This window comes from uncultured Oscillibacter sp. (genome assembly GCF_900544955.1).
Lineage (GTDB): Bacteria > Bacillota > Clostridia > Oscillospirales > Oscillospiraceae > Oscillibacter.
In genome coordinates, this window is the sequence record NZ_UQXD01000003.1 from 42,496 (window position 1) to 65,750 (window position 23,255).

Below are 23,255 nucleotides of genomic sequence, written 5' to 3' on the forward strand. Positions count from 1 at the left end.
TCACCGCAAATGCGTCAGGGAATTTGCGCCATTACATCTTGTCGCGGATCATCTGCAGCACATCCGCGACCCCATACTGACCGGCGACCTCATCCTGCAAGGGCGCCAGGATCTCGATGAAGGCCTCCTTGTCCACGTCGTCGTTGATGACGCAGCCGCCGGCGGCCAGGTCCTCCAGCGCCTTCTCATTGATCACAATGTCCTGTTCGCGCTCATAGGCGCAGGCCTCCGCCAGGCACGCCATCACGGTGCCGTACAACTCCGCCGGCAGTTTCTGGGCAACCTTGTCGCTGACGAACACGGGGGACAGGAAGAACTGGTGCTCCGTCAGGGAGTAGTACTTGGCGACCTCGTGGAACTTCCAGCTGTAGACGATGATGGGGGCGTTCTCGGCGCCGTCGACGACCTTGGTCTGGAGTGCGCTGTAGGTCTCGCTGGTAGCAATGGAGGTGGGCATGGCCCCCAGCGTGGACCAGACCTGGGTCTCGATGGGAGAGGACATGACCCGCAGCTTCAGCCCCTTCAAATCCCCGGGCTCCACGATGGGGTGTTTGGAGTTGATGACGCTGCGCTTGCCGATGGTGAAGATCCCGCCGACGGTTGCCCCGGACTCCTCAGCGGCCACCAGCTCCTTGATGCGGGCGATCATGTCGCTGTCGTCGCTCACACAGGCGTCAAAGTGCTGTTGGTCCTGGAACAGGTAGCTGACGCTGAACAGCCCCAGCATCGGGAACACCGTGGCGGCATTGGAACAGCCGCAGGGGGCGAAGTCCACGGTACCCATCCGGACGCCCTCCAGCAGGGCGGCCTCGTCCCCCAGCTGGGCGGAGGGAAACACTTCAATCTTCACCTGGCCGTTGGTCCGCTCCTCCACAAGGCGCTGGAATTCCAGCGCACCGGCGTGGTAGGAGGCGTCCGTGTTGTTGTCGTGGCCGAACTTCAGGGTGTAGGTCGTTTCACCGCCCGCCGCGGCGCCGCCGGTCCCATCCGCCTCCTGGGGAGAACCGCCGCAGCCGGTGGCCAGCGCGAGGATCATCGCAGCAGACAGCGCCATGGACAAAAACTTTTTCATGTGATTCACTCCTTTATTTTCATTGGGGATTGCGCTTGTTTTCAGATCTTCATGTCCAGGCCGGCGCCCATCTCGACGGGGTTGCCCAGCTTGGCATACAAGCTGAGGAACCCATCGTGCACGCGGCAGGGGGGCGCCGTCCATTCCGCTCTTCTGCGGGCCATTTCTTCGTCGCTGATATGGATCTCCAGGCTCTTGTTCTCGATGTCGTACTCGATCATGTCCCCGTCCCGCACCAGCGCCAGCGGGCCGCCTACCGCCGCCTCCGGAGAGACCTGGCAGATATACGGCGCACGGCCAAAGCCGGACACCTTGCCGTCCGTCAGCATACAGCAGGTCTTATACAGGCCGCTGGCCTGCAGGTTGCAGACAACGGAGAGCAAATCCGTGGTGCCGGGGCCGCCGCGGGGTCCCTCGTAGCGGACGACCACAATGCTGCCCTCCTTCACAAGGCCGCTGCGAATACCGGCGTCCGCCTCCTCCATGGAGTCGAACACCTTGGCGGGGCCGCAGTGATGCCGCATCTCCTTGGCCAGGATGGAGGGCCGGGCGATGGCGTTGCCGGCGAGATTCCCCTTCAGGACGGCTAGCCCCCCCTCGTACACGGGCGCCTCCAGGGGATGGATCATGTCCTCGTTGTACACGTGGGCTTTCTTCAAATTTTCCCCCACGGTGGTGCAGGCAACGGTCATGCAGTCCAGATGCAGATGCGCCTCCAGCTGCTTCATGACCCCCTGAATCCCGCCGGCCTCGTCCAGATCGCCCACCGTATAGGGGCCGCTGGGCTGGATAGCGGTGATGCAGGGAATCTCCTCCCCCAGCTTCTCGATGAAATCCAGATTGATCCGGTCCAGGAGGTTCAGCTCATGGGCAAGGGCCAAAAGATGGATGATGGTGTTGGTGGAACCGCCCAGCGCGTGGAGGACCTTGATGCCGTTTTCTATGCTCTTGGCGTTCAGGATGTCCCGGGCGGAGATGCCCTCCATAATCAGCTTCACAATCTGGCGGCCGGACTGCTTGGCCAGCGCCAGACGCTTGGTGGACACGGCGGGGGCCGTACCGGCGCCGGGCAGCGCCATGCCCATAGCCTCCGCCATGCACTGGACCGTGTTGGCCGTACCCAGAACGGCGCAGGCGCCGGCGGAGGGGCAGATGCAGTCCTCCATCTCAATCAGTTCCTCGTGGGTGAGTCGGCTCTTGCCCATGCTGTAGGCATAGCCTTCGCTCATCAAAAGATCGGTCATGATGGGCTTTCCCTTGTAGTTGCCGGGCTTCTGGGAACCGCCGGGAACGATGATCGTGGGCAGGTCCAGCCGGGCGGCCGCCAGCAGAAAGCCGGGAATGATCTTGTCGCAGGTGCCGATCATCACCAAGCCGTCGAACATGTGCAGCTCGGTGGCCGCCTCCACGGAGAAGGAGAGAATGTCGCGGGTGGCGGTGTCATAGCGGATACCGTGGGAGCCCTCCACCTGATTGGGACACTGGGCCATGTTTCCAAACTCCAGCGGCACGCCCCCCGCCTGCCAGACGCCGGCCTTCACCACCTCCGCAATCTGCCGCAGGTGGGAATGGCCGGGGCCCATCTCCGCCCAGGTATTGGCAATGCCAATGATGGGGCGCTGAAAGTCCTCATCCGTCAGTCCCACCGTCTTGAAGGTCGTCCTGCCGCCTGCGGCGTCCGGAGAGCGCCACATCTCCTTGCTTCTCCACTTTTCCATGTTTTTCCCTCCATAATTTGATATATCAAACCTAGTTTGGAATTTAGGGCTGAAACAAGAGGCAGTTCCCTGCCCTCTTGTTTTTGCGGCGTTACACCGGCACGGCCTGCTTACCCAGCGCGGCGGAGATTTGCGCCGCGGCCTCCTGTATCAGCTTCAGCTGTTCTTGGCAGTTCTCCAAATCCAGCTCCTGGCAGAGGCCGCCCATGGCAATGGCGCCGCAGACCTCTCCGGTATAGTTATAGAGCGGAACGCCGATTCCGTTGATGTTGGGCTGACTGGCCTGGGCATCCACGGCATATCCCCGCTGCACGGAGCGCTCGCATTCAGCCAGATAGGCTTCCGCAGAAGACGCCGGGCCGCTCTCCATATCAAAGTGCAGCATGCGGAGCAGCTGCTCCTGCCGCTTTTTGGATTCCCACGCCACCAGCGCTCTGCCGGTCGCGCTGGTCTCCAGCCGGATTTGGGCCCCGATCCGCGTGTGGGTAAAGGTGAAATTGGCGCCGTCCACGCGGTCCAGAAATACGCCGTTCAGGTTTTCATTCAAAATGCCCAGATGTACGGTCAGCTTTGTCTTTTTCGCCAACTCCACCAGAAACGGATGCGCCGTTTTCCAGATATCCAGATTCCGCACCGCGGCCTGTCCGTATTCAAACATCCGGAACCCGATGTGAAACCGCTTTTCCTCATCCTCCCGGACAAACCGGTTGCTGGTCAGTGCCCGCATGAGCTGGTAGAGGCTGGACTTGGGAACGTCCACGTTCTCGCACAGCTCCGAAAACGTGCTTCCCGGATTTTCCAGCAAGTAATCCATGACCTTTTCAATTTTCGAGAGTGCCGAAACACTGTATTCCCGCCGCTCCGCCATAGATGCATCACTCTTTTCCATGATCTGTCCTAAACGTACCAATTTCCCCATAAAAAGTCAATTCACATTTTTCACACAAATTCGCCCGTTTTTTGATATTTCACATAGTTTTTGAAATATCAAACCAAGCAAAAGAGAGCCTCCCCGCTCCCCGTCATACCAAAGCCGGCGCCATGTACCATTGGTACATGGCGCCAGCTTATCAAAAGTTTACCACGGAAGGGGCCTGTCGCGTTGCGTCTCCTGCCGCGCATGCCGCCGTGCCGGATGGCTCCATCCCCGGCGCACCAGCGCGTCTTTTCATTCCGCCATGTGCGGCGCGGTATGCAAAACCGCGGAATTTGCCGTCAGTCTTTCTCTCCCCTTTGTGCCGCGCAGATTTCCCAATAACGGCCTGCTGGGCATCCCCCGCGGCCTGCGCGCATTTTTACGCGTGAGACCACACGCACACACCGTCCTTGTAGGTCTCCAGTACCCGTATCCCGCGGATGTCCGAGGCGGGGGTCTTCAGCGGATCGCCATCCAGCACGACGAAGTCGGCGCGCTTTCCGGGGGTAATGGTCCCCTTCTGATCCTCCTCAAAATACTGGTAGGCGCCATTCACCGTCACGGCCCGCAGCGCGTCCATCACGGATATCCGCTCCTCCGTCGCCAGCTCCACGCCGTTTCTGGTAATGCGGTTTGTTGCACACCAGAGCGTCTCGATGACGTTCGGATCGAGAATCGGCGTGTCCTGATGGAAGGTGAACCGGACGCCCGCTTTCAGCGCACTGCCCGCGGCGCTTACGCGGCTCCCCCGCGCCTGGCCGAAATTGCGCAGGTGCACGTCTCCCCAATAGTAGGTATGCGCCACAAAAAAGGTGACCAAGGCGCCCAAGCCGGGGACACGCGCCAGCTGGTCCTCTTCCATCAGCTGCGCATGGACCACAAGCGGCCGCAGCTCTGCCAGCGCGGGATACTCCTTTTCCACGCGCTCCAGGCAGTCCAAATACTGCTGTGCGGCGGCGTCGCCGTTGCAGTGGCCGAGAATCTGGCAATGCATCTCCGCCGCCTTCCTGAAATTGGCCTCCACCGCCGCATCCGTCAGGGTGGGATAGCCGCAATAGCCGGGATCGTCCGCATAGGGCTTCCGCATCCAGGCCGTGCGCCCCTGGGGAGAGCCGTCCAGGAACATCTTGAGACCCGCCACCCGCATATGGTCGTCGGGCTTCAGATGCCCAAACCGTTCAAGGGCCTCTTCATAGGCAGGCGGGTCGATGTACATCCTCAAATCCACCTTCAGGAGACCCCGATCATAGATTTCCTGAAACAGGGGCAGGTGCTTTTTCCACACGATTCCATCCTGAACCGTTGTGATGCCGTTGGACAGGTACATCTCCTGCGCCTTTACAAACGACTGGAAATACGCCTCCTCGCTGGGCTCCGGAAGCTTTGCAACATATTGGAAATAGGCGTTTTCCTCCACATAGCCGGTCAGTTTTCCATCCGCCAGCCCAATCACCCCGCCCTCAGGCGCCGGCGTATCGGGGCGGATGCCCATCAGCGCCATGGCCGCGGAATTCATCAGGGCCATGTGGCCGTTGGCGTGATGGATGAAGAGGGGGTTACGGGGCGCGATGGCGTCCAGCTCCTCCAGGGTGGGATTTTGAAACCCGGGCATGAAATTGTGGTCGTAGGCCCGGCCGATCACCCACTGACCCGGCTGGATGTGATTCGACTCGATAAACGTATCCAGGCGGCGTTTGATCTCCTCCACGGAGGTCACGTCCCGCAGGGAGGCGCGAAGCAGCTTTTCAGCCAATTCAGACAGGTGCCCATGGCCGTCGATGAAGCCCGGCAGCATGGTGGCGCCGTTGAGATGGACCTCCTCACAGTCCCCGGCCCGCTCCCGAAGCGCCTCCGCACTTCCCAGGGCCAAAATTTTCCCATCCTCCACCAAGACCGCATCGGCATACAGGGGATCCGCCATTGTCAAAATGGTACCGCCGTAAAAGAGAACCCGCATTTTTCTGACCTCCACTCTCATCATCGTCGGCAGAATTGTGTGAATCTGCATTTGCCGCCCCATCCTACCAAAGCACTGGAACCATCCATACTTTATAACGGGCTTTTCAGCGCTGTCAATGTACATTTGTAAAGACGCCTTTCCAAATTTGGAGGCGTGCCGCCCCTGCCCCATGCGCCAAAAAGGGGGGAATCTGACGGGGACGCTCCCTTTATGGGCGTATAAACCAAGAATCTGGAATTCATCGTGCACAATGGAGACATGGCCAGGCTTGTGGCAGGTGGGCCGCTGCATGTCAAGGGGGTGAACATCCGTGCAGTGAAAAGGAGGTGGGGACCCGGCGGGCAGCGAAACGGCGCCCCCGCTTTTGGGCAGATGTCCCAATCTCTGTGCCTGTCCGTTTTCTGGAAGGAAGTGGTGAAAAAGGGAATTGTCCGGCACAAAATGGCAAAGTTCTGCCGCCTCAGATGCCGTCAGAACATGCGCCGACTGGAAGCCGGGCGGCAGCAATTGTGTACATTCTATTAACAAATGATAATTACAAATCGCTGATATTCGGGTATACTGAACAAAATTGAGGCGGATTATGGTGGAAACTATGATGAAAAAGGCTGAGATTATGCCTCTCATTGAATATTTGGAGACGCTCCGCAGCGGAAAGGTCTCCGAGGAGATGATCCAGGCGCTGTGCGCCGCAGCATATGAAAAAAAGGTCAAGGCCGGGACGATTCTCGTCTATCCGGGAGAGGTTCTGGACCGGGACATCATCGGATTTGTGAAGCGGGGCTTTTGCAGGTGCTACTTTCTGGACAGCCGGGGGAACGACGTCACCCGGAGTTTTGTGCCGGAAAAGGACTTTGTGTTCACGGAGCTGCGGCTGATTGAAAAAGAGGCGCAGTTCACGGTAGAGACCAGCGAGGACTGCGAAATCATCATGCTGGACCTGAAACGGCTGGTGCACACGGCCGGAAACAACCTGGAGCTGCAAAGCGAACTGTACCTCTACTACATCGCCGAACTGGAACAGATCATCAAGAAGATGGTGCTGCGGGATTCCACCTTTCTAATGGCGGACGCGCAGGAACGGTACCGGGAATTCTGCGAGCTGTTTCCGGAAATTGAAAAACGGGCAAAGAAGTATCAGGTGGCATCCTATCTCGGCATTACATCCGTCTCCCTCAGCCGCATTCGGAGAAAGATGAAGAATGCAAAAGAGGAGACGGCACGGGGGACATGAGCGCCGTCCGGCCTGCCGCCGGCCCGGCTGCTGCGTTTCGGTATCCGCGCGGGATGCCGCTGCCTGCCTTTGGTTAAACGTCATGACGAAATGACTTTAACAAATATGTTTGTGGGAGGGTTTATTGGTTTATGGAGATTATGACTGCAATCGCATGGCTGGGCGTAATGGTCCTGGTCGGTATGGTCCTGCGGGCAAAGGTCCCGTTCTTCCGGAAGAATCTGATTCCCGCAAGTGTCATCGCCGGTCTGCTGGGGTTTGTCCTGATGAACCTGAACGTGATTCCGGTTGCCTATGATTCCTATAATGTCATCGTCGGGCAGCTCTTCACCTTCGTCTTCATCTCCATGGCCATGACCAACCACGACAAAAGCGGCGAGAAAGTTGACAAGAAGAGCGGCTCCGGCAAGTGGACCCTCCGCGGCATCCTGGGCATGGGCTCCTGGTGGGCCGTTCTGTACGGCACCACTCCCATCCTCGCCTACTTCCTGCTGAAGGTCGTTGGGAAGCCCTTCGGCATGGACCCCGTGTACGGCTTGCAGATTCCCTTCGCATTCTGCCAGGGCCCCGGCCAGTCGGTTGCGTACGGTGCGCAGATGGAGGCGGACGGCGTGGTAAACGCCGTCACCGTGGGTATGACGTTCGCCTCTATCGGCTTCCTGTTCGCCTTCGGCATCGGCATTCCCATGGCAAAGTACGGCATCAAGAAGGGACTGTGCTACGCCACCGGCGGCAAGATCAGCGATTCTGTCGCCGCCGGCGTGTTCCCCAGGGAGGAGCAAAAGCCCTACGGCAAGGTCACGACCTATTCGGGCAATGTGGATACCCTGACGTTCCACGTGGCGCTGATCGGCCTGGGCTGGATTGTGGGCATCTATGCCGGTAAGCTGTGGCTTTTGATTCCCGGCTATGTCGGCAACTTGATGTCCGGTATGCTGTACTTCAACGGCATGTGCGTATCCTACGGCATCAAGGCCCTTTTGAAAAAGTACACCCATGTGATGGAATACGTGGACAGCGGCACACAGAACCGAATCAGCGGCATGGCCACCGACCTGATGGTGGTGGGCGCCTTCATGGGAATTGAGTTTGCCGTTATCAAGGACTGGATCATTCCAATTCTGATCGTCTGCATTGTCGTCGCCGTCTTCACCTGGTTTGCAAGCCAGTGGTATTGCCAGCGGATCGGCGGCCCCTGCGACTTTGAGCGCACGCTGGGCATGTGGGGCGCCAACACCGGAACCGTTCCCAGCGGCCTTGCGCTGATCCGCATCGTCGACCCCGATCTCAAGGCCTCCGCCTCCATGGAGATGGGGCCCATGAACCCCGTCAACAGCCTCGGCTCCAACATCATCCTGCCTGCGATTTTGACGTTCGCAGCCGGGGCATGCAGTTTTGACTACGTGCTGATCGCCTGTCTGGGCGTCTCTGCCGCCTATATGGTTTTCATCATCGCGGTGGGGGCCTTCGGCAAGAAGACTTACGACCTGCGCAAGGCGGAGCTCTATCCCGTCAGAGGAAACCTGCTGAGACCCGATCTGCAAAAAGCAGCGGATACACAGGCCGCTGCAAAGGAGTAGGCCTTGCCGGGAAACGGCATACGGAATTTTAAGAGGGCGGTGCAGCAGCAAGCTGCACCGCCCTCTTTTTCATCGGCCCGATAAGTTTTTTATGGCAGGCGTTGGCCCGATGCCCGGGCCGCCCGGCTTCCCGCTCTGCAAGTCTACTTGGGCGCGGACCCGGCGGCGGGCGGCGCGGCGTTTGCCTGCCTCTCCGCGAGCACCGCAGGGAGCAGCGCCCCGCCCACGATGATAACAGCGCCGATCACCTGGAGGAGGGACATGCGCTCCTGAAAGGCGAGGATTCCCACAATTCCGCCTACGACCACCTCCAGCGAGGAGAGAATGCTGCAAACCGTCGTGTTGATATAAGCGGCGGCGTTTACGAAGGAGACGTTTGCAACCATTGTGCATAAAAATCCGAGGCAGAGTGCATGGATGAGGACCATGGGCATGTGGGGGCCGTGGATGCTCTGGGCAATCTTGTGAAAATCCGTCAAAAAGGACAATCCGATTGCCGCGCCGAAAAAGCCGTAGACGAGCATGGTGTCTCTCCGATAGGTCTTTAAAAACAGCCTGGGAATCATCAGTTGCAGGGCAACGCCGAACCCGTTCACAAGCCCGGCGGCGATTCCAATGGAATCCAGCTGCCCGCCGGCGGTGCCAAATACGTTTGCCACAAGCGAGGCGCCGATGATACAGATCAAAATGACGGCCGCAGTCTGTGCGCGGAGTTTTTCTTTGAAAAACACAGCGCCTAAGACCACCACCCAGACGGGAGAGAGAAACATCAGCACCGTTGCAACAGCCACCGGAATCCGTTCCAGGGCGATTCCATACGCCACAAACCCAACCGCATAGGCGGCCAGACCGTAGTAAAAGCAGACGAGCAGGCCCTTGCCGTCAATCTTCAAACTGCCGGGGTCGGTCGCGGCCTTGAACAGGAAGAAGCCGATTCCCGCAAGAAGACACCGCAGAAACGAGATGTCGTAGCTTGAATACCCGACGGAGGACAACCCCCGCACAAAGATCCCCATGATCCCCCACATGGCGGAGGCCATCACCGCCAGGAAAATTCCCTTCAGCGGGTTTTGCCCCATACGCAGTTCGTTTTCTTGACGCATCAAGCTCCATCCCCTTCTCTCCGGCGCCGCCGGCGGCAGTGCCCCGGTCCATGCTCCGGCTGCGGCATACAGGGCCCCCCGCTTTGCCGGATACAACCCTGGTGGAAATTTCCCTGTGAGGAACCATGCGGAAGCAGCCATTGGAAGGCTCTCCCTCTTTGCCCTATAGTATAGAAATCTCGGAGGGGGAATGCATTTTCATTTGTTAAAATGCGGCGGCAAATGTTGCAGAAGAACATGCAGCCGCAGGGGAACCCACTTTACAAGAGGAGGCCGGAGCCCCCTGCCAGGGCTCCAATGGACCCAAAACCGCGGCACCGCAGATACCGGTATCTCCCCCCGTCCAGATAGGACAAAGAGGCTCCTTCCAATTGCACGAAGCCTCTCTGCCGCCCAATTTCTTTTTGGACCCCCCGATCCAATCGGGGCCCCGCTGTTCTTCCCCACCGGTCTCAGGCAGATTCCTGCGCAGGGCTGCCCTCGACCGAAGCGGATGGATGCAAACCCACCTCCTCCCTCCGGCCACAAGGCCCTGTATCGCCTTCCGGGCCGCATGACGCGGGCCGCCTCGCCGCCCTCTACGCTGGAGGGAAGCCAGCCGCCCCCTTTTACACGCGGTGTCAGGCAGGGATTTGAAGCAGCCCCCAAGCCCTGCATCTTCAAAAAAAGGAAAACAAAAACGCTGCAATCTCAAGAGATTGCAGCGTTTTGGCACCCCGGACCAGACTCTAACTGGTGGCCTGTCGCTTAGGAGGCGACCGCTCTATACAACTGAGCTACCGGGGCATCTGTGGGAATCAGGTCTCCGGTCCCCCGGGCGGGAGAGACCTCTCCCGCCCGGGGCGGATACCAGGGGTATTGTACCCGATTTCCGGGGGACTGTCAATTCACACCGCCGGATTCCGGCGGAAAACCCTCACTCGATGACCCGGACCCGGATCACGCCCGTCAGGTTCCGCACGTCCGCCACCACATCGGCGTCCACCCGGGTCCCCAGGTCCACCATGGTGTAGGCGTAGTCGCCCATGGACTTGTTGCTCAGGTTCTCCACGTTCACCCCGTCCCGGCTGAGGAGGGCGGTGATGTTGGCCAGCATGGCGGGGATGTTCCGGTGAATCACACACAGCCGCATGACGCCGCTGCGCTCCATGGAGACGGCGGGCAGGTTCACGGAGTTGCGGACGTTGCCGTTTTCCAGATAGTCCCGCAGCTCCTCCACCGCCATGGCGGCGCAGTTCTGCTCGCTCTCCGGCGTGGAGGCCCCCAGGTGGGGCATGGCGATGACGTGGGGGGCGGCCACAATGTGGTTGTTGGGGAAGTCGGTGAGGTAGGCCGCCACCTTCCCGGTGTCCAGCGCCGCCAGCATGGCGTCGTCGTCCACGATCTCCCCCCGGGCCAGGTTGATGAACCGGACGCCCCGCTTCATGGAACCGATGGCCTTTTCGTCGATCATGCCCCGGGTCTTTTCCGTGTAATGGATGTGGATGGTGATATAGTCGGCCCGCTTGTACAGCTCCGCCACGTCCTTCACCACATGGATGTGGCGGTCCAGCCGCAGCGCGTTGTCCACGGACAAGAAGGGGTCGTAGCCGTACACGTCCATGCCCATGGACAGCGCGATGTTGGCCGTCAGGGAGCCGATGGCCCCCAGGCCGATGACGCCCAGGGTCTTTTTATAAATCTCCGGGCCCACGAAGGCGGACTTTCCCTTTTCCACCACGGTGGTCACGTCCACGCCGGCCGCCACCTGCTCCTTCACCCACTCGATGCCGCCCAGCACGTCCCGGGAGCCCAGCAGCATGGCGCACAGCACCAGCTCCTTGACGGCGTTGGCGTTGGCGCCGGGGGTGTTGAACACGGCGATGCCCGCCTCGGAGCAGCGGTCCACGGGGATGTTGTTGACCCCCACGCCCGCCCGGGAGACGGCCAGCAGATTGTCCGGGAACTGGTAGTCCAGCAGCTTGGCGGAGCGGACCAGGATGCCGTCCTCGCCGGTCTCCTCGTCCCCCACCGCGTACAGCTCCGGGTCGAACTTGTTCAGGCCCACGGGAGAGATTTTATTGAACGTTTTGATGTGGTACATGGCACAAATGCCTCCATTGGGTGGTCCCAGCGGACCACGATACTTGCGGCGGAACGTGCGGCGCTGGCGCCGCTTCCGTCGCAGCAAGTTCATTATAGTGTTCCGCCGTTGGAGAATCAAGGGAGGGAGGTCCAAAAAACCGCCCCGGCGGCGCCCTTTCTTTGTGGAAAACGGCTTTTTCCGTTTCCATGGGCGCTTTGCCGGAGAAAAAAGTCGGCGTTTTTGAAAAAATGTGGACTTTTACATTGAAATGCGGGAAAAATCAGACTATAATAACAAACTGTGTGTGAAATTCTGTCCGACAGCGGATTGAGAAAGAAAGGGACCTTCCATATATGAAGAACGAACATCTGAGAAACGTAGCCATCATCGCCCACGTTGACCACGGCAAAACCACCCTGGTGGATGAAATGCTGAAGCAGGGCGGCGTGTACCGCGAGAACCAGGAGACCGTGGAGCGGGTCATGGACTCCGGCGACCTGGAACGGGAGCGGGGCATCACCATCCTGGCCAAGAACACCGCCATCCAGTACAAGGACACCAAGATCAACATTGTGGACACCCCGGGCCACGCCGACTTCGGCGGCGAGGTGGAGCGCATTTTGAAGATGGTCAACGGCGTCATCCTGCTGGTGGACGCCGCCGAGGGCCCCATGCCCCAGACCCGCTTCGTCCTCTCCAAGGCCCTGGAGCTGGGCCACCGGGTGATCGTGGTGGTGAACAAGATCGACCGCCCCGACCAGCGCATCCACGAGGTCATCGACGAGGTGCTGGAGCTGCTCATGGACCTGGACGCCACCCCGGAGCAGCTGGACTCCCCCATGCTGTTCTGCTCCGGCCGCCAGGGCACCGCCTCCTACTCCCCCGAGGTGATCGGCGAGGATCTGGTGCCGCTGTTCGAGACCATTCTGGAGTATATCCCCGCCCCCGAGGCGGACGTGGAGCGGCCCTTCCAGATGCTGGTCAGCTCCATCGACTACAACGAATTTGTGGGCCGGATCGCCATCGGCCGCATCGAGCGGGGTATCTTGAAGCAGAACCAGGAGATCGCGGTCTGCAACTACCACGACCCCGAGGCCGTGCTCCGCAAAGCCAAGGCCACCGCCATCTACGAGTTTGACGGCCTGGCCAGAAAGCCCGTCACCGAGTCCTCCGCCGGCAACATCGTGGCCATGAGCGGCATTCCGGACATCACCATCGGCGACACCATCTGCGCCACCGACGAGGTGGCCGCCCTGCCCTTCGTGAAGATCAGCGCCCCCACCCTGGAGATGACCTTCTCCGTCAACGACTCCCCCTTCGCCGGCAAGGAGGGCAAGTTCGTCACCTCCCGCCAGCTGCGGGACCGGCTGTTCCGGGAGACGCTGAAGGACGTGTCGCTGAAGGTGACGGAGACCGACCGGGACACCGCCTTCAATGTGGCGGGCCGGGGCGAGATGTCCCTCTCCATTTTGATCGAGACCATGCGCCGGGAGGGCTACGAGTTCCAGGTGTCCCCCGCCCGGGTGCTGTACAAGGAGATCGACGGCCAGACCTGCGAGCCCATCGAGCGGCTGGTGGTGGACGTGCCCGGCGACTGCGTGGGCGCCGTCATCGAGAAGCTGGGCCAGCGGAAGGCGGACATGCTGGAGATGACCCCCGTGGGCGAGCGGATGAAAATTGAGTTTCTGGTTCCCGCCCGGGGCCTGTTCGGCTACCGCAGCGACTTCCTCACCGACACCAAGGGCGAGGGCATCATGGCCTCCGTGTTCGACTCCTACGCTCCCTACAAGGGCGACATCTCCCGCCGGGGCAGCGGCTCCATGGTCTCCTTCGAGACCGGGGAATCCATCACCTACGGCCTGTACAACGCCCAGGAGCGGGGCACGCTGTTCATCGGCGCGGGCGTGCCGGTCTACGGCGGCATGGTCATCGGCGTCAGCCCCCGCAGCGAGGATATCACCGTCAACATCTGCAAGAAAAAGCAGCTGACCAACACCCGGGCCTCCGGGTCCGACGACGCGCTGCGCCTGGTGCCCCCCAAGCAGATGAGCCTGGAGCAGTGCCTGGAATTCCTGGCGGACGACGAGCTGCTGGAGGTCACGCCCAAGAGCCTGCGGATGCGCAAGGCGATTCTGGATCACGAGAAGCGCATGAAGGCGCTCCACGGAAAGAAATAAGATTTCTGCCTGACGGTCAGGCGGGCGGACCTCTGTTCTCCTGTTCCACAGGAGAATGGGGGTCCTTTTTTGCCCTGGCACTCCCCCCTGCTCCGCCATGGAAGCGCAAAAAAAGAACGGCCTGTTCAGCCGCTCTTTCTCTCATATTTCCGGAGTAAATCCTCAACGGCCTCATCCAGCAGGCGGGATTTGGGAATACGGGTTTCCTTCGACAGGCGGTCAAAGGGATTGACAAGCTCATTTGCCAGTGAAGAGACAAATTTTTTTCGGTTGACCAATACTGCTTCTCCCATATCGCGCCTCCATATATACTATATGCATACTATATCATACACATTTTCTCTTGACTAGTGGTGCATACATGGTGTATATATGGTATATATAGGAGGTGATACTATGCGAGAGAGCACCCAATCCCTATTGGAAGCCCTATTCCTGGACTACTTATCCGTGATGGAAAAAGCCGACCCGGAACTGCGCACCCTGAACGAACAGTCCTCCGCCCTTCAGGCGGCCTTTCGCCGGGAGTTCCGGGAGACCCCCCTCCTCCTCCGGCTCAACGACCTGCTGGACCTCCAGGCCACCATCGCCGCCCGGCGGGAGACCCTCCTCTTCTCCGCCGGGCTCCACCTGGGGCTGGAGCTGGGCGGCCTGGACCCCCTGGAGCCCTTTTTTGCCGCAAAGGGAAACTTTTTCCGCCCCTCGTCCGTCTGAACCTACAAACACAGGAAAGGTTGGAGATTTTATGAAACGATCCCTGCTCAAACTGCTGTCCCTGACCCTCTGCGCCGCCATGCTCTGCGGCTCCGCCCTGGCCCTGGAGGTCGCCGGCGAGGAGAGCCGCCCCGGCCCTGTGGGGGTGTGGGGCACCGCCACGCGGATGGAGAGCGGCAGCCTCTATCTGGAAAACAGCGATGAGACCGTCCTCCACCAGGAGATTGTCGTCCACATCAGCGACGAGACCGCCGTGGTGGACGGCGTGTCCGGCCTGCCCATGGACCCCGCCGCCATCGCCGACGGCGACACCGTGTACGCCTGGGTGGGCCCCGCCATGACCATGAGCCTGCCGCCCCAGTCCACCGCCGCCGTGGTGGTGGCGAACCTCCCGGCGGACGCCGCCGCGCCCCAGTACCACCAGGTGGACAAGGTACAGCCCCAGGCCATGCTGGCCATCTACCCGCCCCCGGCCCTGACCTATGTGGACCTGGTGACCGCCGGCGGCCAGGAACTGCACATCACCGACCAGGCGGCCCTTCAGCCCTACCGGACGAAAAACGTGGTCCGTCTGGAGGACCTGATCCCCGGCACCGAGCTCCTGGTGTGGAGCGACGGCGCAGGCGCCGTCCGCCAGGTGACGGTGCTCCCCTACGCCTACCGGGGCTATCTGACCTGGGATGAGAGCGGCCGCGTCCGCGTGGACGGCGCCCTTCTGGACGTCTCCGGCCGGACGGCGGAGGGAACCATGCTGCTGCCCCTGCGGGCGGTGGCGGAGGCCGCGGGCTATGACGTGACCTGGGACGCCGCCAAGGGCGCCGTGGTGTCCAGCGGCGGCGCGGTAGTGCTGTCGGCCATGCCCGGCGGCGCCGTCCTCCTGGGCGAGGAGGGCAACGGCATTGCCGGCATCTGCGTCAAGGACCAGGGCACCACCTATCTGGAGGCCGGCATCCTGGCCATGGGCCTGAACCTGTACCCCGGCGCATAAATCCCCGCCCCGCCGCCCACACTAGGGGCGAGGTGAGCAATATGCAGCAAGACGAACTGCCCCTGGGCCTGGGTATGGCCCTGGCCCAGCACCCACAGGCCATGGCCCGCTTTGCCGCCCTGCCGGAGGCGGAGCAGCAGGCCATCCTCTCCGCCGCCCACGCCGTACAGTCCAAGCGGGAGATGGAGGCGCTGGTGGAGGGACTGGAAATCTCCTCCCCCGGCATGACGTGAAAAGACGGCCGCCCCATGGGGCGGCCGTCTTTTTGCTATCAACGGGGGTCTCTCACCGGAAGGAGAGGTGGAACCGGGCGCCGGGGTCCCCGGCGAAGACCACCAGTCCGTCCTCCGGCAGCTCGGCGGCGGTGTCGTCCCACAGCACCGAGGAGGCCGTGACCTGGCCCTGGGCGTCGTAGACCCAGAAGCCCGCCTCCTCCGGCAACTGGACGGTCATAGTCTGTCCGGCGGCATCACCCACCTGATACCAGCGGGCCAGGCCCTCCTCCTGGATGGTGGAGTAGGCCCAGCCGTTCCCAGTGAACAGGTCGGCGGCCAGAGCCTCGGGCATGTACAGCGAGCCGTTGGCCTGTATCCAGGTGACGCCGTCCCGGTCCAGCAGCGTCCAGTTCAGGCCGTCCCGGCCGCTGTTTCCGGGGATTTGCAGGTCATACTGGGCGCGGGTCTCGTCCAGAATCCGGACGGCGCCCAGGTAGCCGGGGACCAGCTCCGGGGTCTCCTCCGCCGTGGAGCTGGACAACGCCAGGTACACCTGGGAGCTGTACTTCTCGCTCACCGGCAGAACGCCGGTGGCGTAAACGGCGTCCCACACCGCCTGGACCTCTTCCGGCAGGGGATTCTCCGCCATCTTCACCGCCGCGTAGTTGGACACGGGCAGGGCCCCCAGGCCGGGGATGGGGGAGACGGCCTTTTGATAGAGGTAGGTCTGGCCGTTGCGCTCCTTCACAAACCGCAGCTCGGCCCCGCCGGAGGCGTCCCGGAAGGAGCCGTCGGCGCAGTAGGCGAAGGTCTGGGCGGGCAGGCTGGGGTAATTGATGCAGCGCATGGAGAGGGTGCCGTCGCCGGAGAGGGCCACCTGGTACTGGGCGGCGGTGGAGCCGTAGTACCCGGCGTTGTCCAACAGGCTCTCTGGCATGGGGGCAAAGTCCGCCTCCGGCAGGGCGGGAATGGACCGGTCCACCGGGATGCCCCGGCCCTCCAGGGCCGTGAGCAGCATCTCCGTGGCCGCCAGCTCATTGTAGGTGGAGGCGCCGCCGGAGGAGAGGACCGCAGCGGCCATGTGCTGCTCCGGCAGCACCACCAGCCCCGCGTGGTAGTACAGCGTGTCGCCGCCCTTGGTCAGGGCGGAGATCTCGCTCTGGCAGAAGGGGTACCACTCCACGTTGTCCCAGCCCAGGCCGAAGGCCAGCATGTCCAGGCTGTCGTCGGGCCAGAGTCCCCGGTCGTACTCCGGCGCGGCCATGGCCGCCAGGGAGGCGCTGGACAGCAGCCCCGTGCCGGTGAGGGCGCCGCCGAAGGCCGCCAGGTCCGCCGCGGTGGCGTACAGGCCGCCGGCGCCCACGGCGTTCAGGCAGTCCTGGGGCAGAGGCCGGGGATCGGAGCCGGAGTAGATGGGGGCCAGTCCCCCGATGTCATCGCCGGGGGCGTAGACCTTCGTCAGCCCCGCGGGGGCGAGGATGCGGCCGCGGACATAGTCCATGAAGTCCTGGCCGGACACCGCCTCCACCACCAGCTCCGCCAGGGTGAAGCCGTCGTTGCAGTAGACGCTGTACGCGCCGGGGTCCGCCTTCAGCCGCTGGGTGGAGAGCCGCTCCAGCAGGCTGTCGGTGGCGCTGGGGTCCGGATCGTCAAAAAGCATGGCGTTTTCCATGGAGGAGCCCATCAGCCCGGAGGAGTGGTTGAGCAGCATCCGCACGGTGATGTCCCGATACCGGCTGTCCGCCATCCGGAAGTCTGGCAGATAGCGGGTGACGGGGGCATCCAGGGAAAGCTTGCCCCGCTCCGCCAACTGCATCACCGCCACGGTGGTAAAGATCTTGCTGATGGAGCCGATGCCGTACACGTCCCCGGACAGGGCCCCCAGGCCCGCCAGGTGGCCCAGGGAGGGGTCCTGCTGGCCGGCGATTCCGCCGGCGGAGATGATCTCCCCCTCCGCCCACACGGCCCACTGGATGCTGCTGGCGGCGCCGTAGGTCATGGCGGCCTGGGCCGCCTCCCTGGCGGCGGCGTCCACCGCCGCGTCCACGGTCTCGGCGCCGCTCTCCGCCGCCAGGGCGGGGACGGACAGCGTCAGGCTCAGGACCAGGGAGAGGGCCAGGGCCCCCCATCGTTTGAACAGTCGTTTCATCGTCTCGTTCCTTTCTCGCCCCGCGGGGCACTCCGGTACTGTGCTCAGGATACACCTTCCACCCGGGGGAAGGTCAAGCAGTTTTTTCGCAGCGGGTGGCTGCCGCCGCCAGGAGGACCCCCGCGGCGCCCACGGCGGCGCACAGGGCCAGCATGGCGTTGACGCCGCCCAGGTCGATGGCGTAGCCCGCAATCAGGTTGCCCGCCATGCCCCCCAGGCCGTTGGAGGCCACCATCATCACCGTCTGGCCCCGGACCCGGTCGGCGGCGGAGACGTTTTCATTGGCGTAGTACACCGAGGCGGGGGTGAACAGCCCGTATCCCAGCATCTGGATGGGCTGGACCAGGAGCAGCAGCCCCAGGGAGGGAACCAGCAGAAACACCAGGGGCTTGGCCGCCATGCACACCACGGACAGCACCATCATCCCCCGGCTCCCCAGCCGGCGCCACAGGCGGGGAAACAGCAGGGCCGCGGGCAGCTCCGACGCCGCCATGAGGAAGAGGGCCAGTCCCAGATGGGTCTCATTGCCGCCCCGGGAGGTCACGATGTTCACCAGAAAGCTGACGATGGGCATCACCGCGGTCAGGGCGCAGAACACCGCCAGCAGCATCAGCGTGAAGGAGCGGTTGCCCCGCAGCAGCGCCCAGACGGAGTGGGGCCGCTCCCGCTCCCCGGTGGGGACCGCCGGAGGAGCGGCCGGATAGGCGGCGATGGCCGCCATCAGCAGCACCAGCAGGGCCATGTGGGTGAGGAGCACCGTCTCCACCCCCCAGGCAGCGGACTGGCGGCCCAGAATCACGCAGGCCACGGCGTAGGCGAAGGACCCCAGCCCCCGGCCCAGGCTGTAATTCACGTCCAGCCCGGCGTTGATGAACTGCACCGCCATGGAGTCCAGCAGCGGGTAGGCATTCAGCTCCAGTACGCCCAGCGCCAGGAAGATCAGCACCGTGCCCCAGAAGCCGGGGCGGGTGGTGTAAAACAGCAGGTTCACCGCCAGGGAGGCCGCCAGACAGCCGTTCAAAAGGTGCTTCAGTGGCACCCGGGGATGCCGGTCCGCCCAGCCCCCCAGCAGCGGCTGGGCCACGATCCCCGCCAGGCACCGGATGGCGGCGAAGACCCCCGCCTCCCCGCTGGAAAAGCCCCGGCCCAGCAGCAGCGCCGTCTGGTAGCCGGCAAAGGCGGCGAAGGCCGCCCAGTAGAAGAGCTGCACCAGGATGTACAGCGTGTTCACCCGGCGCAGAGACGGCAGGCTCATGGCCGCCCCCCCGCCGTCAGCAGTCCCAGAAGCGGCTCGAAATCCACGCCCTCCCGCAGCGGCAGGTCCTGGGCCACCGTCCGCACCGCGCAGGCCCGGACAAATTCCGCCGCCTGCCGGGCCGCCTCCAGCAGGGAGGCGCCCTGCACCAGCGCCCCGGTGAGGACGCTGGCAAACACGTCCCCCGTGCCGTGGAGGGGATGGGCCACAAAGTCCGTCTGCACGGCGGAGGTCTCCCCGGTGGCGGCGTCGAAACACATGGCCCCGGTCTTCCCCGGGGCCAGGGAGGCACCGGTGAGGACCACGGACCGCCGCCCGTCCAGACTCAGGGCCTCCGCCGTCCGGCGCAGGCCCGCCTCATCGGCGGGCATCGCCCGGTACTCCTGTCCCAGCAGGAAGGCGGCCTCCGTCAAATTGGGGGTGATGACGTCCGCCAGCTCCGCCAGGCGGGCCATCCCGCCGCAGAGGGCGGGGGTGCAGGTCTGGTAGGGCCGGCCGTCGTCCCCCATCACCGGGTCCACCACCACGACGGTCCCCTCCCGGCGAAAGGTGCGGATGAAGTCCGCCACGGTGTCCAACTGGGCCTCGCCGCCCAGAAATCCACTGTAAATGGCCTGAAACTGTAAATCCAGGGATTTCCAGTGGGCCGCCACCCGGGGCATCTCCTCCGTCATGTCCAGGAAGGTGAAGCCCTGAAACCCGCCGGTGTGGGTGGAGAGAAAGGCGGTGGGCATGGGGCAGCACTGCAGCCCCATGGCGGACAGGATAGGGATGGCGACGGTGAGAGAGCAGCGGCCGAAGCCGGACAGATCATGAATCGCTGCGACGCGGGGCGTTGGCATGGCAAAGGTCCTCGTTTCATGGATTTGGAAAGTTCTTATATTGTATCGCAGAAATCGTGGTTGTTCAAGGCCGGAGATTGTGGTATACTGCATTTGTTCCGGAGAGGAATTGCGGCAGGCGGACTTGCCGCCCCCCTCGCGGAGGGCGCCTGGTCCCAAACCGGCGGCAGAGGTCCCAGCCGCGCTCCGATGCGGGCATGATGGAATTGGTAGACATGCGAGATTTAGGTTCTCGTGCCTTACGGCGTTGGGGTTCGAGTCCCCATGCCCGCACCAGCTCAGAAACACCCCTTTTGGCGCGAAGCCCCGCCTGCGGCGAGGCTTCTTTGCCGGACGGGGTGTTTCTTCGCTTTCGGACCGGACCCGCTCCGCTGGGCTCCGTTCCGAGGGGGGACGGGGCATCCTCCGGAGCATGGGACGGTTCTCGTAGGCCATTCGCTCCGGAGGGCACCTTATATCAGAGGGATTGATTTTATCAAATCCTCTGATATTTTTTCTTTTTCTGGTCTATTGTCTCACGCGGGAACTGCTGAGCGCGCAGAATACATGGAACCGTCACAGCGGCGCGCCCAGCGAATAGGAGAGGAGCCGGCGCAGATGCGGGATAGGCCTTGACAATTCCATCCGGGCGGGATGAAAAGGCTTGAGTTTTCTCCGCTTCTGCACTATAATCTAAAATAACCGATATGAACAAAGTTGGATGCACGACGTCCTGGGAAGCCGGGGACCACGATATGGCGAGGAGCGGAGTCTTATGAGTGATCTGGAAAGGGAAGCGTCCATGGGGGAACCGGCGCAGTTTACGCCGGCCGACTATGAGTACACGGCGCTGATGCACCTGCTGGGCGTCAGCGTCAGTAAACATCTGTTGGACGAACACTTCACCCTGATTTGGGCCAATGAGTACTACTACGAGTTTACCGGCTGGACCAAGGAGGAGTACGAGTCCACCTTCCACAACCGGCCGGACCTCTACTACAAGGACGACCCCAAGGAGTGGCAGGAGCTCACCGACGCGGTGCTGGGCGCTCTCAGCAAGGGGCAGAATGGCTACAAGCTGCTCTCCCGGTTTCGGCGGAAGAACAACGACTTTATCTGGGTACAGTTCTCCGCCCAGTTTGCCGACGAGTACATCGACGGCTACCAGGTGGCCTACTCCGTGCTCACCAACGTCAATGACGCGATTCAGATGCAGAAGGAGCAGTCCGTCACCTACGAGAGCCTGCCGGGCTTTGTCGCCAAGTACCTGGTGGGGCGGGACCTCAGCCTCACCCTGCTGGAGGGCAACAGCCGCTTTATGGCGTACTTCGGCGAGGATGCCGGCAACGGACACGCCCTGCACAAAAAGAACATTGACGACAACCGGACGGCCCTTCTGGAAAACCGGGACCATCTGCTCTCCGGTGAGCCGGTGCAATTCTTGATGAACGTCAAAAGCCGCCAGGGGAAGACCCTGTGGCTCCAGGTCAACGCCTCCTGCGTGAACTGGCAGGACGGCTGCCCGGTCTATCTGGCCATTTTTATCGATATCACCGACGTCACCGAGCTGCGGGAGATTCAGCGCAGGCTGACGGAGCAGGCCGACGCCCTGAAGGACGCCCTGGCCGTGGCCGAGCACGCCAACCGGGCCAAATCCGAGTTCCTCTCCCGCATGTCCCATGAGATCCGCACCCCCATGAACGCCATCATCGGGATGACCACCATCGCCGCCGCCTACATCGAGGACCGGCAGCGGGTGGCCGACTGCCTGGAGAAGATCGGCTACTCCTCCAAGCACCTGATGACCCTCATCAACGACATCCTCGACATGTCCAAAATCGACGAGGGTAAGATGAAAATTGCCCAGGAGCCCTTCAATCTGGAGACGGTGATGGAGTCCATCACCTCCATTATCTATCCCCAGACGGTTGCAAAGGGGTTGAGCTTTACGGTTCCCCTGGTGGACCTCACCGGCACGGTGTTCATCGGCGACCCCCTGCGGCTGAACCAGGTGCTGCTGAACCTGCTGTCCAACGCCCTGAAATTTACCCCGGCAGGCGGGTCCATCCGCCTGGAGGTCCGGCAGCTCCAGAGGAAGCAGGGGCGGATTCGCCTGCGGTTCACCGTCAGCGACACCGGAATCGGGATGAGCCGGGAGTTCATGGACCGCCTGTTTACGCCCTTTGAGCAGGAGAGCATGAAAACCGGCCAGAAATTCGGCGGCACGGGGCTGGGCATGGCCATCACCAAAAATCTGGTCACCCTGATGGGGGGCGTCATCTCCGTCAAGAGCCAGGAGGGCCAGGGCAGCACCTTCACCGTTGAGCTGGACTTCGGCCTGCCCGAGGAGGATTTGGCCCCGCCGTCCAAGCAGCCGGCCCTGGAGTCTTTGCGGGTGATGATTGCGGACGACGACCGGGACAGCTGCGTCCACGCCTCCCTCCTGCTGAAAAACCTGGGCATCTTCTCCGACTGGGTTCTGACCGGGACGGCGTGCGTCAAGAAGATCCACGCCGCCCACCAGGCCGGCGAGGACTTCGACGTGTGTTTGATCGACTGGCGGATGCCGGACATCGACGGAATCGAGACGACCCGGCGCATTCGGGAGCTGGTGGGGCCGGATGCGACCATCATCATCATGACCGCCTACGACTGGAGCGCCATTGAAAACCGGGCCCGGGCGGCAGGCGCCAACGCGTTCTTGTCCAAGCCGATCTTCGCCTCCACCCTCTACAACACCCTCCTCTCCGCCACCGGAATCTGCAAGGTGGTCATGACCCCCGCCCAGAGCGCGGGGCTGAAGCGGCCGGAGCTCGCCGGACGCCGCGTCCTGCTGGTGGAGGACAATGCCCTCAACCGGGAGATCGCCGTGGAACTGCTCAAGATGACGGATGTGGCCGTGGACTGCGCCGAAAACGGCCAGGAGGCGTTGGAGCGGTTTCTGGCCAACGGGATGCACTACGACCTCATTCTGATGGACGTGCAGATGCCGGTTATGGACGGCTACGACGCCACCAGGGCGATTCGGAAATCCGGGCACCCCAGGGCGGAGCGCATCCCCATCATCGCCATGACCGCCGACGCCTTCCGGGAGGATGTGGCGCGGGCCGCCGCGGCGGGCATGGACGGCCACCTGGCAAAGCCCATCGACCCGGCGCTGCTCTACAGGACGCTTTCTGAAAAAATCAACGGATAGCCGGACACTCCGGAGAGGCCGCAGGGGCATTCCCTGCGGCCTTTCTGGATTTTTCGCTCTTTCCATGGTATACTCTTGAGGATGGCACAGGA

17 protein-coding genes and 2 tRNA genes are annotated in these 23,255 nt (G+C 62.4%); 8 read left to right on the plus strand and 11 right to left on the minus strand.

Features of this window, described 5'->3' with window-relative positions; translation table 11 throughout:
- Window positions 1-31 precede the first annotated feature (31 nt).
- The 4 genes from QZS21_RS01440 to QZS21_RS01455 form a co-directional block, all read right to left on the minus strand.
- Window positions 32-1,072, minus strand: coding sequence for a TRAP transporter substrate-binding protein (locus QZS21_RS01440; protein WP_295579360.1), 1,041 nt, complete (start codon window positions 1,070-1,072; stop codon window positions 32-34).
- A gap of 41 nt (window positions 1,073-1,113) precedes the next feature.
- The gene (ilvD, locus tag QZS21_RS01445; protein ID WP_295579362.1) at window positions 1,114-2,790 is read right to left on the minus strand and encodes a dihydroxy-acid dehydratase; all 1,677 of its coding nucleotides are present in this window, start codon (window positions 2,788-2,790) and stop codon (window positions 1,114-1,116) included.
- Window positions 2,791-2,881: 91 nt separating this feature from the next.
- Window positions 2,882-3,709 carry an IclR family transcriptional regulator gene (locus tag QZS21_RS01450; protein ID WP_366557568.1) on the minus strand — a complete coding sequence of 276 codons (828 nt, stop codon included), beginning with the start codon at window positions 3,707-3,709 and terminating at the stop codon, window positions 2,882-2,884.
- Between the two features lie 376 nt (window positions 3,710-4,085).
- The gene (locus tag QZS21_RS01455; RefSeq protein WP_295579364.1) at window positions 4,086-5,714 is read right to left on the minus strand and encodes an amidohydrolase; all 1,629 of its coding nucleotides are present in this window, start codon (window positions 5,712-5,714) and stop codon (window positions 4,086-4,088) included.
- 568 nt (window positions 5,715-6,282) lie between these two features.
- Between QZS21_RS01455 and QZS21_RS01460 the strand changes: the two genes are divergently transcribed.
- Together QZS21_RS01460 and QZS21_RS01465 are read left to right on the plus strand one after the other, a co-directional pair.
- Window positions 6,283-6,900 carry a Crp/Fnr family transcriptional regulator gene (locus tag QZS21_RS01460; RefSeq protein WP_295579366.1) on the plus strand — a complete coding sequence of 206 codons (618 nt, stop codon included), beginning with the start codon at window positions 6,283-6,285 and terminating at the stop codon, window positions 6,898-6,900.
- 140 nt (window positions 6,901-7,040) lie between these two features.
- Window positions 7,041-8,480: a sodium/glutamate symporter gene (locus tag QZS21_RS01465; protein ID WP_295579368.1), complete on the plus strand. Its 1,440-nt coding sequence runs from the start codon at window positions 7,041-7,043 to the stop codon at window positions 8,478-8,480.
- A gap of 143 nt (window positions 8,481-8,623) precedes the next feature.
- Here QZS21_RS01465 and QZS21_RS01470 read toward each other — a convergent pair whose 3' ends face one another.
- The 3 genes from QZS21_RS01470 to QZS21_RS01480 all read right to left on the minus strand — a co-directional run bounded on the left by QZS21_RS01470 (window position 8,624) and on the right by QZS21_RS01480 (window position 11,666).
- Window positions 8,624-9,583 carry a DMT family transporter gene (locus QZS21_RS01470; protein WP_295579454.1) on the minus strand — a complete coding sequence of 320 codons (960 nt, stop codon included), beginning with the start codon at window positions 9,581-9,583 and terminating at the stop codon, window positions 8,624-8,626.
- A gap of 709 nt (window positions 9,584-10,292) precedes the next feature.
- Window positions 10,293-10,369, minus strand: a tRNA-Arg gene (locus QZS21_RS01475).
- Window positions 10,370-10,499: 130 nt separating this feature from the next.
- Entirely contained in the window at window positions 10,500-11,666 is a 1,167-nt protein-coding gene (locus tag QZS21_RS01480; protein WP_295579370.1) for a phosphoglycerate dehydrogenase, read from the minus strand.
- A 335-nt stretch (window positions 11,667-12,001) separates the two neighbouring features.
- On the opposite strand from QZS21_RS01480, the gene typA reads away from it, so the two are divergent.
- Window positions 12,002-13,825: a translational GTPase TypA gene (typA, locus tag QZS21_RS01485; RefSeq protein ID WP_295579372.1), complete on the plus strand. Its 1,824-nt coding sequence runs from the start codon at window positions 12,002-12,004 to the stop codon at window positions 13,823-13,825.
- 125 nt (window positions 13,826-13,950) lie between these two features.
- Here the strand turns inward: typA and QZS21_RS01490 are convergent, their stop codons facing one another.
- Entirely contained in the window at window positions 13,951-14,118 is a 168-nt protein-coding gene (locus QZS21_RS01490; RefSeq protein WP_295579374.1) for a ribbon-helix-helix domain-containing protein, read from the minus strand.
- 103 nt (window positions 14,119-14,221) lie between these two features.
- On the opposite strand from QZS21_RS01490, the gene QZS21_RS01495 reads away from it, so the two are divergent.
- The 3 genes from QZS21_RS01495 to QZS21_RS01505 are packed head-to-tail and all read left to right on the plus strand — an operon-like array spanning window position 14,222 to window position 15,760.
- A complete protein-coding gene (locus QZS21_RS01495) occupies window positions 14,222-14,539 on the plus strand; it encodes a hypothetical protein (protein ID WP_295579376.1) in 318 nt (105 codons plus the stop codon).
- 31 nt (window positions 14,540-14,570) lie between these two features.
- Complete coding sequence (locus QZS21_RS01500) at window positions 14,571-15,527, plus strand: stalk domain-containing protein (RefSeq protein WP_295579378.1); 957 nt, start codon at window positions 14,571-14,573, stop codon at window positions 15,525-15,527.
- Window positions 15,528-15,568: 41 nt separating this feature from the next.
- Entirely contained in the window at window positions 15,569-15,760 is a 192-nt protein-coding gene (locus QZS21_RS01505; protein ID WP_295579380.1) for a hypothetical protein, read from the plus strand.
- A gap of 52 nt (window positions 15,761-15,812) precedes the next feature.
- Here the strand turns inward: QZS21_RS01505 and QZS21_RS01510 are convergent, their stop codons facing one another.
- From QZS21_RS01510 to QZS21_RS01520, 3 genes are all read right to left on the minus strand, one after another.
- Window positions 15,813-17,891: a serine hydrolase gene (locus tag QZS21_RS01510; RefSeq protein WP_295579382.1), complete on the minus strand. Its 2,079-nt coding sequence runs from the start codon at window positions 17,889-17,891 to the stop codon at window positions 15,813-15,815.
- A 73-nt stretch (window positions 17,892-17,964) separates the two neighbouring features.
- Entirely contained in the window at window positions 17,965-19,146 is a 1,182-nt protein-coding gene (locus QZS21_RS01515; protein ID WP_295579385.1) for an MFS transporter, read from the minus strand.
- Window positions 19,143-19,988, minus strand: a complete 846-nt coding sequence (locus tag QZS21_RS01520; protein ID WP_295579387.1) for a pyridoxamine kinase — start codon at window positions 19,986-19,988, stop codon at window positions 19,143-19,145. The genes QZS21_RS01515 and QZS21_RS01520 overlap by 4 nt, the downstream gene beginning before the upstream one ends.
- Window positions 19,989-20,179: 191 nt before the next feature.
- Between QZS21_RS01520 and QZS21_RS01525 the strand changes: the two genes are divergently transcribed.
- Together QZS21_RS01525 and QZS21_RS01530 are read left to right on the plus strand one after the other, a co-directional pair.
- Window positions 20,180-20,264 (plus strand) — tRNA-Leu (locus QZS21_RS01525).
- A 478-nt stretch (window positions 20,265-20,742) separates the two neighbouring features.
- Complete coding sequence (locus tag QZS21_RS01530; protein ID WP_295579390.1) at window positions 20,743-23,163, plus strand: response regulator; 2,421 nt, start codon at window positions 20,743-20,745, stop codon at window positions 23,161-23,163.
- The last annotated feature ends 92 nt before the right edge of the window (window positions 23,164-23,255 follow it).

What these genes read in the sequence shown, in the direction of transcription:
- QZS21_RS01505 (WP_295579380.1), top strand. Translation starts at nt 15,569, where the DNA reads ATGCAGCAAGACGAACTGCCCCTGGGCCTGGGTATGGCCCTGGCCCAG.
- QZS21_RS01490 (WP_295579374.1), bottom strand. Translation starts at nt 14,118, where the DNA reads ATGGGAGAAGCAGTATTGGTCAACCGAAAAAAATTTGTCTCTTCACTG.
- QZS21_RS01495 (WP_295579376.1), top strand. Translation starts at nt 14,222, where the DNA reads ATGCGAGAGAGCACCCAATCCCTATTGGAAGCCCTATTCCTGGACTAC.
- QZS21_RS01440 (WP_295579360.1), bottom strand. Translation starts at nt 1,072, where the DNA reads ATGAAAAAGTTTTTGTCCATGGCGCTGTCTGCTGCGATGATCCTCGCG.
- QZS21_RS01465 (WP_295579368.1), top strand. Translation starts at nt 7,041, where the DNA reads ATGACTGCAATCGCATGGCTGGGCGTAATGGTCCTGGTCGGTATGGTC.
- QZS21_RS01470 (WP_295579454.1), bottom strand. Translation starts at nt 9,583, where the DNA reads ATGCGTCAAGAAAACGAACTGCGTATGGGGCAAAACCCGCTGAAGGGA.
- QZS21_RS01510 (WP_295579382.1), bottom strand. Translation starts at nt 17,891, where the DNA reads ATGAAACGACTGTTCAAACGATGGGGGGCCCTGGCCCTCTCCCTGGTC.
- ilvD (WP_295579362.1), bottom strand. Translation starts at nt 2,790, where the DNA reads ATGGAAAAGTGGAGAAGCAAGGAGATGTGGCGCTCTCCGGACGCCGCA.
- QZS21_RS01515 (WP_295579385.1), bottom strand. Translation starts at nt 19,146, where the DNA reads ATGAGCCTGCCGTCTCTGCGCCGGGTGAACACGCTGTACATCCTGGTG.
- QZS21_RS01520 (WP_295579387.1), bottom strand. Translation starts at nt 19,988, where the DNA reads ATGCCAACGCCCCGCGTCGCAGCGATTCATGATCTGTCCGGCTTCGGC.
- QZS21_RS01460 (WP_295579366.1), top strand. Translation starts at nt 6,283, where the DNA reads ATGCCTCTCATTGAATATTTGGAGACGCTCCGCAGCGGAAAGGTCTCC.
- QZS21_RS01500 (WP_295579378.1), top strand. Translation starts at nt 14,571, where the DNA reads ATGAAACGATCCCTGCTCAAACTGCTGTCCCTGACCCTCTGCGCCGCC.
- QZS21_RS01480 (WP_295579370.1), bottom strand. Translation starts at nt 11,666, where the DNA reads ATGTACCACATCAAAACGTTCAATAAAATCTCTCCCGTGGGCCTGAAC.
- QZS21_RS01530 (WP_295579390.1), top strand. Translation starts at nt 20,743, where the DNA reads ATGAGTGATCTGGAAAGGGAAGCGTCCATGGGGGAACCGGCGCAGTTT.
- typA (WP_295579372.1), top strand. Translation starts at nt 12,002, where the DNA reads ATGAAGAACGAACATCTGAGAAACGTAGCCATCATCGCCCACGTTGAC.
- QZS21_RS01455 (WP_295579364.1), bottom strand. Translation starts at nt 5,714, where the DNA reads ATGCAGATTCACACAATTCTGCCGACGATGATGAGAGTGGAGGTCAGA.
- QZS21_RS01450 (WP_366557568.1), bottom strand. Translation starts at nt 3,709, where the DNA reads ATGGGGAAATTGGTACGTTTAGGACAGATCATGGAAAAGAGTGATGCA.